We start from the raw sequence: 14,977 nt of genomic DNA, 5'->3' as shown, positions 1-14,977 counted from the left end.
TTGTCGCTTTTTCATATTGGAAAAGCTGCTTTCTTAAAAGAAGAATTTCTGGATATCATTCCACGTTACGACGATCATCAATAACATCAGCAGCATAATTCCGACGAAATGGACCATGCCTTCTTTTTGGCGGTCCACTGGCTTGCCGCGCAGCGCTTCTAGGATGAAGAACATGAGACGCCCTCCGTCCAAAGCCGGAAGCGGCAGCAAGTTCATGATGCCCAAGTTGATGCTCAGCATACCGGCCCAACTCATTAACGTAAAGATGCCGTACTTCGCAACTTCTTCTGTCGTTTTATAAATGCCTACCGGACCGGACAATGCGTCAATCGTAAATTGGCCAGTGACCAGCATACCCAGCAAGCGGAAAATTTCTTTGAACCAGAACACTGTCTGCTCTGCTCCATAAACGAATGACCCGAAAAAGTCCTTTTCCATCGGGCTTTGGTAAAGTACACCAATGACCCCGACTTTTTCCGGAGATTCTTCTGATACTTCCGGAGTAATGGTGAAGTCCAAAGTTTCGCCGCCGCGCTCCACTTCAAATGGAAGCGCGTTGCCGGCATTGCCCTGGACGATTGTGACCAACTCGTCCCAAGTCGAGATAGAAGTTCCGTCAATTTCGGTTACCAAGTCGCCGTTTTCCATGCCGGCTTCTGACGCCGGGCTGTCTTCAGCAACTTCCGTAATCACCGGCTCGAATGTAGGAACCCCTTGCATCATGCCGAGCGCCGTAAAGATGAAGAAAGCCAGGATGAAATTGAAAAGTGGCCCGGCTAAGATGGTCATGAAACGATTGCCGACACTTTTCGAATCGAATTGGCGATCATACGGAGCCAAAATGGTTTCTTTGCCGTTCTCTTCAATTACAGCATCTCGGGCAACGCCGATCCGGACAAATTGCTCGTCCTCATCATAGCCCTTGATGTAAAGTTCGCGATCCAGGTCCGCTTCTTCCACTTCCAGAAACAGTATTTCCGGATGCATGGTTTTTTGGTTCATGATGATTTTTGTTGCAAGTCCTTCTTTATTCAGTAAAACACCTATACGATGTCCGGCTTGGATATGGATGGCATCCATTTCTTCGCCCGCCATTCTTACATATCCGCCAATTGGCAGGAGCCGCAGCGTATATAGCGTTTCGCCTTTAGTGATGCCTAAAATTTTCGGTCCCATTCCGATTGCAAATTCACGGACCAGAATCCCGGCTCTTTTCGCAAAGAGAAAATGTCCAAGTTCATGGAAAAATACCAAAGCACCAAAAATTATGACAAACGCTAATACTGTTTCCATTTAAACCCATCCTTATTAACCATACTCGGTTTTGTCTTAAGTTATTTTAGCATGTTTTTAACGGATTTTCTTGTTTGAGCGTCTGCATGGAGGATCGTCTCAAGATCCGGGCTTTGCACCGTGTCGTGGCTTTGCATCGCGCGTTCGATCATCTCTTCGATGTGCAGGAATTTGATTTCTCCGGCTAAGAACATGGCAACGGCCTGTTCATTGGCAGCATTGAAAACGGTTGTCATGGTGCCCCCCGTTCTGCCCGCATCAAATGCCAGCTTCAGCGCATGGAAACGTTCGTAATCCATGTCCTGAAAATGCAGTTTGCCGATTTCCGCCAGATTCAGCCTTTTGGCATTCGGTCTAGGCAAACGATCCGGATAAGTCAGCGCATATTGAATCGGAACTCTCATATCAGGAGTTCCCAATTGCGCCATAACACTCGTATCTTGAAATTCCACCATTGAATGGATGATGCTTTCGCGGTGCAGCAAGACATCGATATCGTCATAGCCGAAGCCGAAAAGCACATGCGCTTCAATCACTTCCAAGCCTTTATTGACCATGGTCGCAGAATCGATGGTTATTTTTGCGCCCATCGACCAGTTCGGATGATCCAATGCTTCTTTGACCGTGACGTTTTCAAGTTCCGAACGCGCCAAGTCGCGGAAGCTGCCGCCGGATGCCGTTAAGATCAAACGGCTTGCCTGTTCAAGCTTTTCTCCGTTCAGCGCTTGGAAGAGCGCAGAATGCTCGCTGTCAACCGGTAAAATCATAGCGCCGTAACGCTTTGCGCTTTCCATGACAAGATGACCTGCCGTAACCAAGGTTTCTTTGTTCGCTATTGCAATGGTGCGGCCGAGCTTGATGGCTTCCAAAGTCGGCTCTAGCCCCACGCTGCCAATTACCGCATTCACTAAAATATCAGCATCGTATGTAGCGGTCTCAATCAAGCCCTTGCTTCCGGAAACGAACGACACTGCAGGAAATTCTGCTCTCAGCGCCGCTGCGTCTTCTTCGTTTTGCACACAAACGATTTCCGGATGGAACTCTTGGACCATTTCTTTTGTTAACCTTATGTTTTTGCCTGCCGAAAAGCCAACCAGCTGAAATTCAGTATGATGTTCACGGATGATATCCGCCGTCTGCACACCGATCGAACCGGTTGCCCCTAATAAAATGATTTTTTTGGTCATTCAGATGCTCCCTCTCCTAGATGAAATGTAGAAAATGCAATAACGGCATGACAAAAAGAATGCTGTCAAAACGGTCTAAAATCCCGCCATGCCCTGGTAGGATGTTGCCTGAATCCTTGACATTGAAATGTCTTTTCAATGCAGATTCAACCAGGTCGCCCATCTGTCCGAAAACAGAAGCGATAATCGTCACGATGATGATGATCAGAATCGGTTTATCCAAATCCACAAAATAATTCAAGATTAAAGCAATGCCAATTGCCCAGACAATGCCGCCGACAAACCCTTCAATGGTTTTATTCGGTGAGATTTCTGGCCATAATTTGCGCTTGCCGATTTTCCGTCCCGTAAAATAAGCCCCTGAGTCGGTGAACCACACAACCAATAATGCGTAAACGACATAATCCAGCCCTGCAGCACGTGTTTCAATCATGTAAAAGAAGCCGACGCCAATATAAAGTGTACCTAAAATAGCAAAAGCAGCGTCGTCGAATGTAAAACTATTCTTCACGACCACCGTGTGGATCAACAGCAATATAACCGCAAGAAAAGCGAATTCGACTTTTACATAACCTGTTGTTTCAAATACCCATTGCGCCCATTCATCTGGCATCATGAAGGCATATAGCGCGATTAAAGAAATTAGACCGGGTATACTGAGCAAGCTTCTGCCCTTCATATTCAATAATTCCTGAAGGCCTACCGTTGCAAGTCCATACAAAAGTATGGTCAGCGGCGCACCCCCATAGATAACGAAGGGAATAAAGAGAGCTGCAGCAATGATTCCAGTGATAATACGCTGTTTCAATTCGCTTCTTCCCCTTTCAATCCTCCGAACCTGCGATTGCGTTTCTGGTAATTCTCAATCGCTTCGAGCAATGACTCTTCCCCGAAATCCGGCCATAAAGTTTCTGTGAACCAAAATTCGGTATAAGCCAATTGCCAGAGCATGAAATTGCTCAAACGGACTTCGCCGCTTGTCCGGATCAACAAATCAGGTTCAGGCATGTCGCACGACATCAGCCCTGTCGTGATGTGTTCTTCGGTAATTTCCGAAATGTCCAATGTTCCAGCCGCTACTTGGGCTGCAATATTTTTCACTGCATCGACAATTTCAGCTCGGCTGCCGTAATTTAAAGCAAAGTTCAAGACCAGCCCCGTGTTGTCCTTCGTTGCTTCTTTCGCTTTTCTAACCGCTTCTATTGTATGGGCAGGCAGGTTGTGGTGATACCCCATCATTTCCACCCTAACGTTCTCTTCAATCAATTCCGGGAGAAACACAGATAAAAATTCTTCTGGAAGACGCATCAAAAAATCCACTTCCATTTTTGGCCGTTTCCAATTTTCAGTGGAAAAAGCATATAAGGTCAAATAGCTGACACCCAATTCGTTGGCCAGCTTAGTGATTTTTCTGACCGTCTTCATGCCTTCATGATGCCCCGCTACTCTCGGCAGCGAACGCTTCTTAGCCCATCGGCCATTGCCGTCCATGATAATGGCGATATGCTCAGGCACTTTTTGCGCCGCAGCAGCATATACTCGTTCATCATTTTCTATTGCAGTTTCTGTATCAGCCATTCGCTTTAATAATTTATTGAACATATTTATTCCTCCACCTATTACAAATCGGCATGTCTAATGCTTATCATATCAAAAAAAATAGCGTTGTGCGCTTTCTTTCGCGCCATTGCCATATTTTTGGCATGAAAAAAAGCGTCCTGTTAAACAGAACGCTTTTCCTCGTGGAAAGTTCGATTTATACTTCCATGATTTCTTTTTCTTTGTCTTTTGCAACTTCATCGATTTTCACGATAAATGAATCAGTCAACTTTTGCACTTCATCCGAATAGCTGCGCAAATCGTCTTCCGTGATTTCACTTTTCTTCTCAAGCTTTTTCAAATCATCGTTTGCGTCACGGCGAATGTTGCGGATTCCGACTTTAGCTTCTTCCGCTTCTTTTTTCACTTGTTTCACAAGATCTTTGCGGCGCTCTTCTGTCAACGCTGGAATTGCCAAGCGGATTACAATGCCGTCATTGGATGGGCTTAAGCCCAAATCCGATTTCATGATTGCTTTTTCAATATCGCCAAGAATCGTCTTATCGTACGGCTGAATGACGATAAGGCGTGCTTCTGGAACAGCGATGCCTGCTACTTGGTTGATCGGAGTTGGTGCACCATAATAATCCACCGTCAATTTGTTAAGGATTGACGGATTTGCGCGCCCTGCACGAATTGAAGCAAGTTCACGGGAAAAAGCTTGGATTGCATTATCCATTTTTGTCTTCGCATCTTTTATCACTGATTTTGGCATTATAATGTTCTCCTCACTACTGTCCCGATTTTTTCACCGAGAACAGCTCGTTTTATGTTTCCATTTTCCATAATAGAGAATACTACGAGTGGAATATCATTGTCCATGCAAAGTGTGGAAGCAGTCGAATCCATTACCTGCAATCCTTGTTGAATTACATCGAAATATGAAAGCTCTTCATACTTAACAGCAGTTAAATCAGTTTTAGGATCCGCTGAGTAAACTCCATCCACATTGTTTTTAGCCATTAAAATGACATCGGCTTCTATTTCGGCAGCTCTAAGTGCAGCTGTCGTGTCTGTAGAGAAGTACGGGTTTCCAGTACCGGCCGCAAAAATGACGACGCGTTTCTTTTCCAAATGGCGGATCGCTCTTCTGCGGATGTAAGGTTCTGCAACCTGGCGCATTTCAATAGAAGAAAGGACTCTTGTTTCTACATCTTGCTTTTCTAAGGAATCCTGCAATGCCAAGGAATTCATGACAGTTGCAAGCATGCCCATATAATCAGCAGTTGCGCGGTCCATTCCCATCTCCGAGCCGATCTTGCCTCTCCAGATATTTCCGCCGCCTACGACTACAGCAACTTCCACACCAAGTTCAACAACTTCTTTTACTTGGGCAGCAACCGATTTGATGATTTCAGGAGATAATCCGAATCCTTTTTCTCCAGCCATCGCTTCTCCACTAAGTTTTAGTACAATGCGTTTATATTGTTGAACACTCATCGGTACCCTCCGTTACACTTTTATTGAAAAATAGGGAACACATTCAGTGTTCCCCAAGTCTATCCTATGATAATAAAACTTATTTTTTGTTTACTTGGCTCATAACTTCATCAGCAAAGTTGTCTTCGCGTTTTTCGATGCCTTCGCCGACTTCGTAGCGGATGAATTCTTTTACAGAACCGCCTGTAGAAGCTGCAAAGTCACGTACTTTTTGGTCAGAGTTCTTAACAAACGCTTGATCCAATAGGCAAACGTCTTCGAAGTATTTACCAAGGCGGCCTTCTACCATTTTAGCAACGATATTTTCAGGCTTGCCTTCGTTAAGTGCTTGTTCAGTCAAAACTTTGCGCTCGTGTTCCACTTCGTCAGCAGAAACTTCGTCGCGTGAAACGTATTTAGGGTTCAAAGCTGCAATGTGCATAGCGATATCGCGAGCTGCATCAGCGTTTGTAGAGTTTTCAAGAACAACTAATACTGAAATGCGTCCGCCCATGTGCAGGTAAGGACCAAAAGAATCAGCATCCGTTTTCGTGCGTATTTCGAAGCGGCGCAAAGTGATTTTTTCACCGATTTTAGAGATTGCGTTCGAAATGTGGTCAGCCACAGTAAGGCCGTTTGACATTGTAGAAGCAGTAGCTTCTTCAATTGTTGCAGGCTTCGTATCGATCAAGTGCTCGCCCAACTCTTTAACAAGTGTTTGGAAGCCTTCGTTTTTAGCAACGAAATCAGTTTCCGCGTTCACTTCATAGATTACAGCTTCGTTGCCTTTGACAAGAATATTTGTAATCCCTTCAGCAGCAATGCGGTCCGCTTTTTTAGAAGCGCTTGAAAGACCTTTTTCACGCAAGAAGTCGATAGCTGCGTCGATGTCGCCATCTGTTTGAACTAATGCTTTTTTGCAATCCATCATACCTGCGCCTGTTTTTTCACGCAATTCTTTTACCATTTGTGCTGTAACTGCCATGATTAAATTCCTCCTTAAAATAAGAACATTTTCTCAAAAAAAGGTGATAAGTGGGTTTCGCCGCTTATCACCTGTAATACTTGTGAATTACTCAGCAGCTTCAGCTGGAGTTTCTTCTTCTACTTCTGGTTTTGACTCAAGCAAAGCATCTGCCATTTTACCAGTCAAAAGCTTAACTGCGCGGATTGCGTCATCGTTTGCAGGAATAACGTAATCGATTTCATCCGGATCACAGTTTGTATCTACGATACCAACGATTGGAATGTTCAATTTCATTGCTTCTGCAACAGCGATGCGTTCTTTGCGTGGGTCAACTACGAACATTACGTCCGGCAGTGAACTCATATCACGGATTCCGCCAAGGAATTTAACAAGGCGTTCGTGTTGTTTTTTCAATTGTACTACTTCTTTTTTAGGAAGGACTTCAAAAGTACCGTCTTCTTCCATGCGCTCGATTTGCTTCAAGCGGTTGACACGCTTCTGGATTGTACCGAAGTTAGTCAATGTACCACCCAACCAGCGTTGGTTGATGTAGTAGTTGCCAGAACGTTCAGCTTCTTCTTTGATCGCGTCTTGTGCTTGTTTTTTCGTTCCAACGAATAATACTTTACCGCCTTCTTCGCCCACTTGTTTCATGAAGCTATAAGCCTCTTCCAATTTGCGGACTGTTTTTTGAAGATCGATAATGTAGATACCGTTACGCTCAACGAAAATATATTTTTTCATTTTCGGGTTCCAACGGCGAGTCTGGTGGCCAAAGTGTACACCAGCTTCAAGCAATTGTTTCATAGAAATTACTGACATGTGTGTTTCCTCCTGATAGGTTATTTTTTCCCTCCGCATTTTTCTTCTCTGAACCGTTACTTTTTCAAGCACCTGCGGCTCAAATCGAAATGCGTGTGTATTTAACACCATTTGAAATTATAGCATGCCTAGTCTTTTGCCGCAAGAAGTTTCTGCCACAAATTCTCCGGAGAGCAGATTGTGTGAATGGGAAATTAAAATCTCCCGCATTCACCGGCCGCTCCAACAAAGCCAGACGCGCAAAAAAAAGATGCCGGAATGTAATCCGGCATCTTCGATCGTGCAATTAGTTCATTTTCAATTGTTCTAGCTCAGCTAGGAATTTCGTGTTCAATACTTTGATGTATGTCCCTTTCATTCCTAGGGAGCGTGATTCGATAACGCCTGCGCTTTCAAGTTTGCGAAGCGCGTTAACGATTACTGAACGCGTAATGCCTACGCGGTCAGCGATTTTTGAAGCGACTAGAAGGCCTTCGTTGCCGTCAAGCTCTTCAAAAATGTGCTCGATCGCTTCAAGCTCGCTGTAAGAAAGAGAAGAAATCGCCATTTGAACGACAGCTTTGCTGCGCGCTTCTTCTTCGATGCGATCGCCTTTTTCGCGAAGGATTTCCATGCCGACAACTGTCGCGCCGTATTCACCCAAAATCAAATCGTCGTCTTGGAACTCGTTTTTCAAGCGTCCAAGAAGAAGTGTTCCTAAGCGTTCGCCGCCGCCGATGATCGGTACGATCGTCGTCAACCCATCTTCGAACAATTCGCGTTCTTCCACTGGAAAGATCGTGTGCTCACTGTTAACGTCAAGGTTAGCAGATGTTTCAGTGATGTTTGAAAGGTTTTGAGTGTACTCAATCGGGAATTGGCGCTCTTCAAGCATCCCTTTCATGCGTTCGTTTTCGATTTGCTGGCTTACTGCGAAACCTAGCAATTTACCTTTACGGCTAACGACGAAAGCGTTGCATTCGATTACTTCGCTCAATGTTTCAGCCATATCTTTAAAGTTTACAGGCTTTCCTGCAGCTGCTTGCAACATCGAGTTAATTCTTCTAGTTTTTTCCAATAGATTCATATAAATGAGCCTCCTACAATTTTCGACAATTTTCGAACGTATTTATTAAATATTCTAAAGGTTTTTACACTTTAATGATACTTATATGCTTCAAATCACAAAATAAATTGTGACAAATCTTTGTTTTTCGCCACATTTTCCAGTTTTTCATTAACGTACTGCGGCGTTATGTCGATCTGGGCCGGCGAAATTTCACTTGCTTCAAAAGATAGGTCCTCCAACAACCGTTCCAGAATTGTGTGGAGTCTTCGCGCACCTATATTATCAGTTTCCTGATTCACTTGATAGGCGATTTCCGCAAGTCTGATTATTGACGCATCATTGAAGTGTATCACAACTCCCTCTGTTTCGAGAAGTGCTTTATACTGATTTATCAAAGAATGTTTAGGTTCTGTAAGAATTTTGACAAAATCATCGACTTCAAGCTTCTGCAATTCGACGCGGATCGGGAAGCGCCCTTGCAGTTCAGGGATCAAATCGGATGGCTTTGACATATGAAATGCCCCTGCTGCGACGAACAGCATATAATCAGTTTTGACAGAGCCGTATTTGGTCGACACGGTCGAGCCTTCTACGATCGGCAGGATATCCCGTTGGACACCTTCACGGGAAACATCAGCTGAAGAGCTGTTTTTGCTGGCGATTTTATCCATCTCGTCAATGAATATAATGCCATTCTGTTCGGAACGCTCGATTGCTTCTGCTGCAAGTTCATCGTCGTCGACAAGCTTCGCCGCTTCTTCCGCAGCGAGGATCCGCCGCGCTTCCTTAACTTGCATTTTGCGTTTTTTCGTCTTTTTCGGCATCAGCGATGACAAAGCATCCTGCATGTTCGCGCCCATTTGTTCCATTCCCGAACCTTGCAAAGCATCAAACATCGTAGCTGTATTTTCTGTAACTTCAATCGTGATCACTTGATCTTCAAGTTTTCCAGCCTTCAGGTCAGCAGCAATTTCTCTGCGCTTGACGCGCACTTCCACTTCCGCCACAGGATCTTCGTCTTCTTGATCCATTTTCTGGCCGAACAGCATTTCCAGCGGATTTTGGCCCGTGCTTTTTTTCTTAAGCGACGGTGCCAGCAATTTGACGATTCGGTCGTTCGCTGCTGCTTCCGCTTGGTCTTTCACCGCTTCAAAGCGCTCTTCTTTAACGATTCGTACAGCTGCTTCCACCAAATCGCGCACCATCGATTCCACATCCCGGCCGACATAGCCGACTTCCGTGAATTTCGTGGCTTCCACTTTAACAAATGGGGCGCCAGTCAATTTAGCGATGCGCCGTGCAATTTCGGTCTTGCCGACGCCTGTTGGCCCGATCATCAGAATATTCTTCGGTATCACTTCATCACGCAGCTCATCGTCCAACCGGCTTCTCCGGTACCGGTTGCGCAATGCAATCGCGATCGAACGTTTTGCATCTTTCTGGCCGACAATGTAACGATCCAGGTGTTCAGTTATTTGCCTCGGAGTTAAATCTTGCTGTTTTTTCATTTGGACAGCTCCTCCAATACAATTTGATGATTCGTGTAAACGCAAATGTCCGCTGCCGTTTCCAATGCCGACTGCGCAATTTCTGCTGCCGTCATGTGGTCGCCTGCGTATTTTTTCAGCGCACGGCCGGCAGCCAGCGCATAATTCCCGCCGGAGCCGATTGCCAAGATGCCGTCATCCGGTTCAATCACTTCACCCGTGCCCGACACCAGCAATAACTCATCCCGGTCCATGACGATCAGCATCGCTTCCAATTGGCGCAGCATTTTATCGCCCCGCCATTGTTTCGCAAGTTCAACCGCCGAACGCTGCAGGTTGCCGTTGTATTCCGTCAGCTTGCCTTCGAACATCTCGAATAAGGTAAATGCGTCAGCGACAGATCCAGCAAACCCCGTCAGGACTTTGCCATCGTACAGGCGCCGTACCTTCCGCGCCGTATGCTTCATGACCACCGCATTGCCAAAAGTCACCTGGCCGTCGCCCGACATGGCGCATTCCCCGTTATGCTGCACCGCAAAAATCGTTGTTGCATGAAATTGCTCCATTTCAAAGTCCTCCTCTTCAAGCTCTTGGATGGCTATTTAAATACGTCTTTCTTAAATGCTCTTTTGTGACATGCGTATAAACCTGAGTCGAGCTCAAATGGCTATGCCCGAGCAGCTCTTGCACCGTCCTCATATCCGCCCCGTTGTTCAATAAATGCGTGGCGAACGTATGGCGGATCATGTGGGGATAAATCGCTGAGTTGACAGACGCCTTTTTCATGCATTCGCTGAGTATGTGGCGGACGCCGCGGTCCGTCAGCGCATCTCCTCTGCTATTGACGAATAATCCTTGATGATCCCGGTTCTTCATCAGTCTAGGACGAACTTCCTCGATATAATGTTCCAGCGCATCGTGGGCAAATTGGCCGTAAGGGATATAGCGCTCTTTCCGCCCTTTACCCATGACTTTGACAATGTGCATCGTACGGTCCAAATCCTTCATCTGAATCGATACGCATTCGCCGACGCGCATGCCGGTTGCATACAATAATTCGAGCAGCGCCATATTGCGCAAGGATAAATGATCATCGCCCTGCACCGCGCGGAATAAAACTTCCAGCTCTTCTTCATAGAAAAACTGCGGCAGCCGTTCTTCTTTTTTCGGATGGTACAGCGAGCGGAACGCCGCTTCACTCAAACCGAATTCCCGGCTGCCGTACTTGAAGAACGAACGGATCGAAGAGATTTTCCGCGAAATCGTCGTCCTCGACAATTTCTCATCGTATAATTTCGTCACATAATTTCTGGCATGCAAATACTCGATCGTCGTCAGGTCCGATGCATCTTCGCCTTCCAAAAACAAAAAGAAATCTTCCAGATCTTTTTCGTAATGGCGGACAGTATGCTCAGAATAATTTTTTTCCAGTTGAATGTAGGCCATAAAAGATTTGAGCATGTCCCGTTTATCCATCAATGAACCCACCTTTTTTTTGCAATGCAAAAGCCTCTAAATTATAACAACATTTAGAGGCTTTTATCAATTAAACAGTTACTGTATTCACAAAATTGCGAATCGATTCCAATGCCCGCTCTGCGTGCCTTTCAGCGCGCTCCTGCTTCGATTTGATGCGGACGCCAAGGTCCGGGAACAAACCGAAGTTAACGTTCATCGGCTGGAAGTTCTTGCTGTCCGCTTCTGTAATATAGCGGGCCATGCTGCCTAAAGCCGTTTCTGCCGGCAAGACGATCAATTCTTCGCCTAAAGCCAGTTTCGCAGCGTTGATGCCTGCAAGCAAGCCGCTGCCCGCTGATTCAACGTATCCTTCGACTCCTGTCATCTGCCCTGCAAAAAAGATGCTCGGGTTTGAACGAAGCTGATAAGTCGGTTTTAAAACAGTCGGCGAGTTGATGAATGTGTTTCTGTGCATGACGCCGTAGCGTACGATTTCAACATTCTCCAAGCCCGGGATCATTCTCAGGATTTCTTTTTGTGCTCCCCATTTCAAATGCGTCTGGAAGCCGACGATGTTATAAAGGGTGCCAGCTGCATCGTCTTGGCGAAGCTGAACAACCGCATACGGGCGTTCACCTGTTTTCGGGTCTTCCAGTCCAACCGGTTTCATCGGACCGAATGTCAAAGTCTTATCGCCGCGAGCTGCCATCACTTCAACCGGCATGCATCCTTCAAAATAAATCTCTTTTTCGAATTCTTTCAACGGCACGACTTCCGCTTCAACCAATGCTGTATGGAAGCGCATATACTCTTCTTCAGTCATCGGGCAGTTCAAATAGGCTGCTTCCCCTTTGTCGTAGCGAGATTTCAAATAGACTTTATTCATGTCAATGCTGTCTTTTTCGACAATCGGCGCCGCTGCATCATAAAAATACAAGTATTCCTGACCAGTCAACTCAAGGATTTTTTCCGCCATTGCCGGAGACGTCAACGGTCCCGTCGCAACAATCGTAATGCCTTCCGGAATCTCGGTCACTTCTTCGTTGATCACTTCAACGAGCGGGTGATTGCGCACTTTATCCGTAACCATGCCGGCAAATTCATGGCGGTCAACTGCCAATGCCCCGCCAGCAGGTACAGATGCTTTATCTGCGGACTCGATGATGACCGAGTCGAGTGTGCGCATTTCTTCTTTTATGACACCCACAGCATTCGTCAAATTATTGGCACGCAATGAATTGCTGCAAACCAATTCGGCAAATTTATCCGTGTGGTGAGCTGGCGTCTGTTTAACTGGACGCATTTCGTACAGGCGCACGTTGACCCCGCGTTTAGCTACTTGCCATGCTGCTTCACTGCCAGCTAAGCCGGCACCGATGATATTAACGTATTTTGTCATTTCTAAACACCTCTATCAATTATTGAACTTCTTCTTTATAATCGCATTTCGTACATGTGATTTGGACGCCTTTTTTCACTTTCTTCTCCACCAGCAGCTCGCTGCATTTCGGGCACGGCCGTTCAATCGGTTTATCCCATGACACAAATTCACATTCTGGGTAGCGGTCGCAGCCATAGAATATACGGCGTTTTTTGCTCTTCCGTTCAACGATTTCACCTTTTTTGCATGTCGGGCAAGTTACACCGATATGTTTTACGATTGCCTTTGTATTGCGGCAATCGGGGAAATTGCTGCATGCCATGAATTTGCCGTAGCGCCCCAGTTTATAAACCATCGGCGATCCGCAAAGTTCACAGTCTTCACCAGCGGGTTCATCTTTGATCTGCACTTTCTCCATTTCATTTTCAGCCACTTCAACGTGTTTTTCAAAATCCTTGAAGAACACATCAATGATTTTCCGCCAATCGATTTCGCCTTCTTCAACACTGTCCAGATCGTGTTCCATTTTGGCAGTAAATTCGATATTCAAGATATCCGGGAAGAATTCGAGTACGAGTGCGTGAACAATTTCACCAAGTTCTGTCGGGATAAAGCGTTTCGCATCAAGCGCGACATAACCACGCTTTTGAATTGTATCAAGCGTCGGTGCATACGTTGATGGACGGCCTATTCCCAACTCTTCAAGCGTGCGCACCAGGCGGGCTTCAGTGAAGCGTGGAGGCGGCTGTGTGAAATGCTGCTTCGGCTCAATGCCGACAGCTTTTACAATATCACCTTCCGCCATTTCAGGCAAAATATTGTCTTTGTCTTCTGTCTGGTCATCAGTTCCTTCAATATAAAGCTTCATGAATCCAGGGAACTTCACCTGCGAACCGTTTGCTCGGAATACCGCTTCGCCGTTCTGCAGTTCGGCCATGACCGTATCCAGGACTGCCGGAGACATTTGGCTTGCGACAAAACGATCCCAGATCAATTTGTACAAGCGGTGCAAGTCACGCGATAATATGCTTTTCATCGATTCCGGTGTGCGCATGACGCTTGTTGGACGCACCGCTTCGTGGGCATCCTGTGACTTCGCCGATTGCTTAGCCGCAGTAGTTTTCGTTGCGTAATCGTTTCCATAGTTGCTGTTGATGAAATCCAGCGCGTCTTTTTTAGCCGTATCCGAAATTCGGGTTGAGTCTGTACGCATATAAGTGATCAAACCCGTAATGCCTTCTTTGCCTACTGCAATACCTTCGTATAACTGTTGGGCAAGCATCATCGTCTTTTTCGCACGGAAATTCAATTTGCGGGCAGCCTCTTGCTGAAGGGATGAAGTTGTAAAAGAAGGGGAAGGATTTCTCTTTCTTTCCTTTTTAACAACGCGGTTCACATTGAAGTCGTCGCCTTTGATGGTAGCCATTACAGCTTTGACATCTTCTTCGTTCTGCAATTTCAACTTTTCTTTTGTATTGCCGTAGAACTGGGCTTCGAATTTCTTTTTCGCTTTTTCGAATTCACCCGTAATCGACCAATATTCTTCCGGTTCAAAATTCTTGATTTCGTTTTCACGGTCGATGACCAAACGAAGTGCGACAGATTGCACGCGGCCGGCCGATAAGCCTTTTTTGACTTTTTTCCAAAGCAGCGGGCTGATACTATAGCCGACCAAACGGTCAAGTATGCGCCGTGCCTGCTGGGCGTCCACTAAATCCATATCGATTTTTCGCGGATGTTTGAATGATTCTTTGATGGCATCCTTCGTAATTTCGTTGAAAACGACTCGGCAATCCGAGTCCTGGTCGACACCCAGTGCAGTCGCCAAATGCCAAGCAATCGCTTCACCTTCGCGATCCGGGTCAGCTGCCAGAAAGACTTTTTTCGCTTTTTTCGCTTCTTTTTTCAAGTCTTGCAAAATAGGACCTTTTCCCCGGATCGTAATATAGCGGGGTTCGTAATTATTTTCAACATCCACACCCATTTGGCTTCGGGGCAAATCACGCAGATGGCCGAGCGATGCCCGGACTTTGTACTTTTTACCTAAATAGCGTTCAATTGTTTTCGCCTTTGCTGGCGACTCGACTATGACCAAAAAATCCGACATGACTATTCCTCCTCATAGAGGTTTCTTAAAATTATCTAAATAAGTTGAACTTAGGATTCATGCTGTTGATACTGCGCAAAACTGCCTCGCTTGCCGCGGGCGAGCGCCGGGCCTCCTCAGTCGCTTCGCTTCTTCCGGGGTCTCGGCTGTCTCGCTATCCCGCAGGCGTCTCGGCACTTTTGCTCCGTATCCAGAAAATAACAGATCCA

At 46.0% G+C, this 14,977-nt stretch carries 14 protein-coding genes; all 14 read right to left on the bottom strand.

The window, feature by feature from the left end:
• Positions 1 to 33: 33 nt before the first annotated feature.
• A complete protein-coding gene (gene rseP / locus QMA09_RS03920) occupies positions 34 to 1,293 on the bottom strand; it encodes an RIP metalloprotease RseP (RefSeq protein ID WP_290212079.1) in 1,260 nt (419 codons plus the stop codon).
• 41 nt (positions 1,294 to 1,334) lie between these two features.
• Positions 1,335 to 2,480 carry a 1-deoxy-D-xylulose-5-phosphate reductoisomerase gene (gene dxr / locus QMA09_RS03915; RefSeq protein ID WP_290212078.1) on the bottom strand — a complete coding sequence of 382 codons (1,146 nt, stop codon included), beginning with the start codon at positions 2,478 to 2,480 and terminating at the stop codon, positions 1,335 to 1,337.
• A 16-nt stretch (positions 2,481 to 2,496) separates the two neighbouring features.
• Positions 2,497 to 3,288 carry a phosphatidate cytidylyltransferase gene (locus QMA09_RS03910; protein WP_135503845.1) on the bottom strand — a complete coding sequence of 264 codons (792 nt, stop codon included), beginning with the start codon at positions 3,286 to 3,288 and terminating at the stop codon, positions 2,497 to 2,499.
• Entirely contained in the window at positions 3,285 to 4,082 is a 798-nt protein-coding gene (locus QMA09_RS03905; RefSeq protein WP_135503843.1) for an undecaprenyl pyrophosphate synthase, read from the bottom strand. The genes QMA09_RS03910 and QMA09_RS03905 overlap by 4 nt, the downstream gene beginning before the upstream one ends.
• Before the next feature lie 154 nt (positions 4,083 to 4,236).
• Positions 4,237 to 4,794, bottom strand: a complete 558-nt coding sequence (frr, locus tag QMA09_RS03900; protein WP_290212077.1) for a ribosome recycling factor — start codon at positions 4,792 to 4,794, stop codon at positions 4,237 to 4,239.
• Positions 4,794 to 5,519, bottom strand: coding sequence for a UMP kinase (pyrH, locus tag QMA09_RS03895; RefSeq protein ID WP_135503839.1), 726 nt, complete (start codon positions 5,517 to 5,519; stop codon positions 4,794 to 4,796). Before pyrH ends, frr begins: the two co-directional genes overlap by 1 nt.
• A 79-nt stretch (positions 5,520 to 5,598) precedes the next feature.
• Entirely contained in the window at positions 5,599 to 6,483 is an 885-nt protein-coding gene (gene tsf / locus QMA09_RS03890) for a translation elongation factor Ts (RefSeq protein WP_290212076.1), read from the bottom strand.
• An 87-nt stretch (positions 6,484 to 6,570) separates the two neighbouring features.
• Positions 6,571 to 7,287, bottom strand: a complete 717-nt coding sequence (gene rpsB, locus QMA09_RS03885; RefSeq protein ID WP_135503835.1) for a 30S ribosomal protein S2 — start codon at positions 7,285 to 7,287, stop codon at positions 6,571 to 6,573.
• Between the two features lie 286 nt (positions 7,288 to 7,573).
• Complete coding sequence (codY, locus tag QMA09_RS03880) at positions 7,574 to 8,353, bottom strand: GTP-sensing pleiotropic transcriptional regulator CodY (protein WP_290212075.1); 780 nt, start codon at positions 8,351 to 8,353, stop codon at positions 7,574 to 7,576.
• A gap of 95 nt (positions 8,354 to 8,448) precedes the next feature.
• Positions 8,449 to 9,843 carry an ATP-dependent protease ATPase subunit HslU gene (gene hslU / locus QMA09_RS03875; RefSeq protein ID WP_135503830.1) on the bottom strand — a complete coding sequence of 465 codons (1,395 nt, stop codon included), beginning with the start codon at positions 9,841 to 9,843 and terminating at the stop codon, positions 8,449 to 8,451.
• Positions 9,840 to 10,388, bottom strand: coding sequence for an ATP-dependent protease subunit HslV (gene hslV / locus QMA09_RS03870; protein ID WP_135503828.1), 549 nt, complete (start codon positions 10,386 to 10,388; stop codon positions 9,840 to 9,842). The genes hslU and hslV overlap by 4 nt, the downstream gene beginning before the upstream one ends.
• A 16-nt stretch (positions 10,389 to 10,404) precedes the next feature.
• Positions 10,405 to 11,298, bottom strand: coding sequence for a tyrosine recombinase XerC (gene xerC, locus QMA09_RS03865; RefSeq protein WP_290212074.1), 894 nt, complete (start codon positions 11,296 to 11,298; stop codon positions 10,405 to 10,407).
• Positions 11,299 to 11,368: 70 nt separating this feature from the next.
• A complete protein-coding gene (gene trmFO, locus QMA09_RS03860; protein WP_290212073.1) occupies positions 11,369 to 12,679 on the bottom strand; it encodes an FADH(2)-oxidizing methylenetetrahydrofolate--tRNA-(uracil(54)-C(5))-methyltransferase TrmFO in 1,311 nt (436 codons plus the stop codon).
• 19 nt (positions 12,680 to 12,698) lie between these two features.
• Positions 12,699 to 14,768: a type I DNA topoisomerase gene (gene topA / locus QMA09_RS03855; protein ID WP_290212072.1), complete on the bottom strand. Its 2,070-nt coding sequence runs from the start codon at positions 14,766 to 14,768 to the stop codon at positions 12,699 to 12,701.
• Between the last annotated feature and the right edge of the window lie 209 nt (positions 14,769 to 14,977).

Origin of the sequence: Planococcus sp. APC 3906 (genome assembly GCF_030407685.1) — a bacterium.
GTDB lineage: Bacteria > Bacillota > Bacilli > Bacillales_A > Planococcaceae > Planococcus > Planococcus koreensis.
The sequence above is the reverse complement of the archived record's forward strand: the minus strand, read 5'-3'. Positions and strand labels throughout refer to the sequence as shown.

Excerpts from the sequence above, each read along its gene's own strand:
- rseP (WP_290212079.1), bottom strand. The coding sequence starts at position 1,293 with ATGGAAACAGTATTAGCGTTTGTCATAATTTTTGGTGCTTTGGTATTT.
- dxr (WP_290212078.1), bottom strand. The coding sequence starts at position 2,480 with ATGACCAAAAAAATCATTTTATTAGGGGCAACCGGTTCGATCGGTGTG.
- QMA09_RS03905 (WP_135503843.1), bottom strand. The coding sequence starts at position 4,082 with ATGTTCAATAAATTATTAAAGCGAATGGCTGATACAGAAACTGCAATA.
- frr (WP_290212077.1), bottom strand. The coding sequence starts at position 4,794 with ATGCCAAAATCAGTGATAAAAGATGCGAAGACAAAAATGGATAATGCA.
- pyrH (WP_135503839.1), bottom strand. The coding sequence starts at position 5,519 with ATGAGTGTTCAACAATATAAACGCATTGTACTAAAACTTAGTGGAGAA.
- tsf (WP_290212076.1), bottom strand. The coding sequence starts at position 6,483 with ATGGCAGTTACAGCACAAATGGTAAAAGAATTGCGTGAAAAAACAGGC.
- rpsB (WP_135503835.1), bottom strand. The coding sequence starts at position 7,287 with ATGTCAGTAATTTCTATGAAACAATTGCTTGAAGCTGGTGTACACTTT.
- codY (WP_290212075.1), bottom strand. The coding sequence starts at position 8,353 with ATGAATCTATTGGAAAAAACTAGAAGAATTAACTCGATGTTGCAAGCA.
- hslU (WP_135503830.1), bottom strand. The coding sequence starts at position 9,843 with ATGAAAAAACAGCAAGATTTAACTCCGAGGCAAATAACTGAACACCTG.
- hslV (WP_135503828.1), bottom strand. The coding sequence starts at position 10,388 with ATGGAGCAATTTCATGCAACAACGATTTTTGCGGTGCAGCATAACGGG.
- xerC (WP_290212074.1), bottom strand. The coding sequence starts at position 11,298 with ATGGATAAACGGGACATGCTCAAATCTTTTATGGCCTACATTCAACTG.
- trmFO (WP_290212073.1), bottom strand. The coding sequence starts at position 12,679 with ATGACAAAATACGTTAATATCATCGGTGCCGGCTTAGCTGGCAGTGAA.
- topA (WP_290212072.1), bottom strand. The coding sequence starts at position 14,768 with ATGTCGGATTTTTTGGTCATAGTCGAGTCGCCAGCAAAGGCGAAAACA.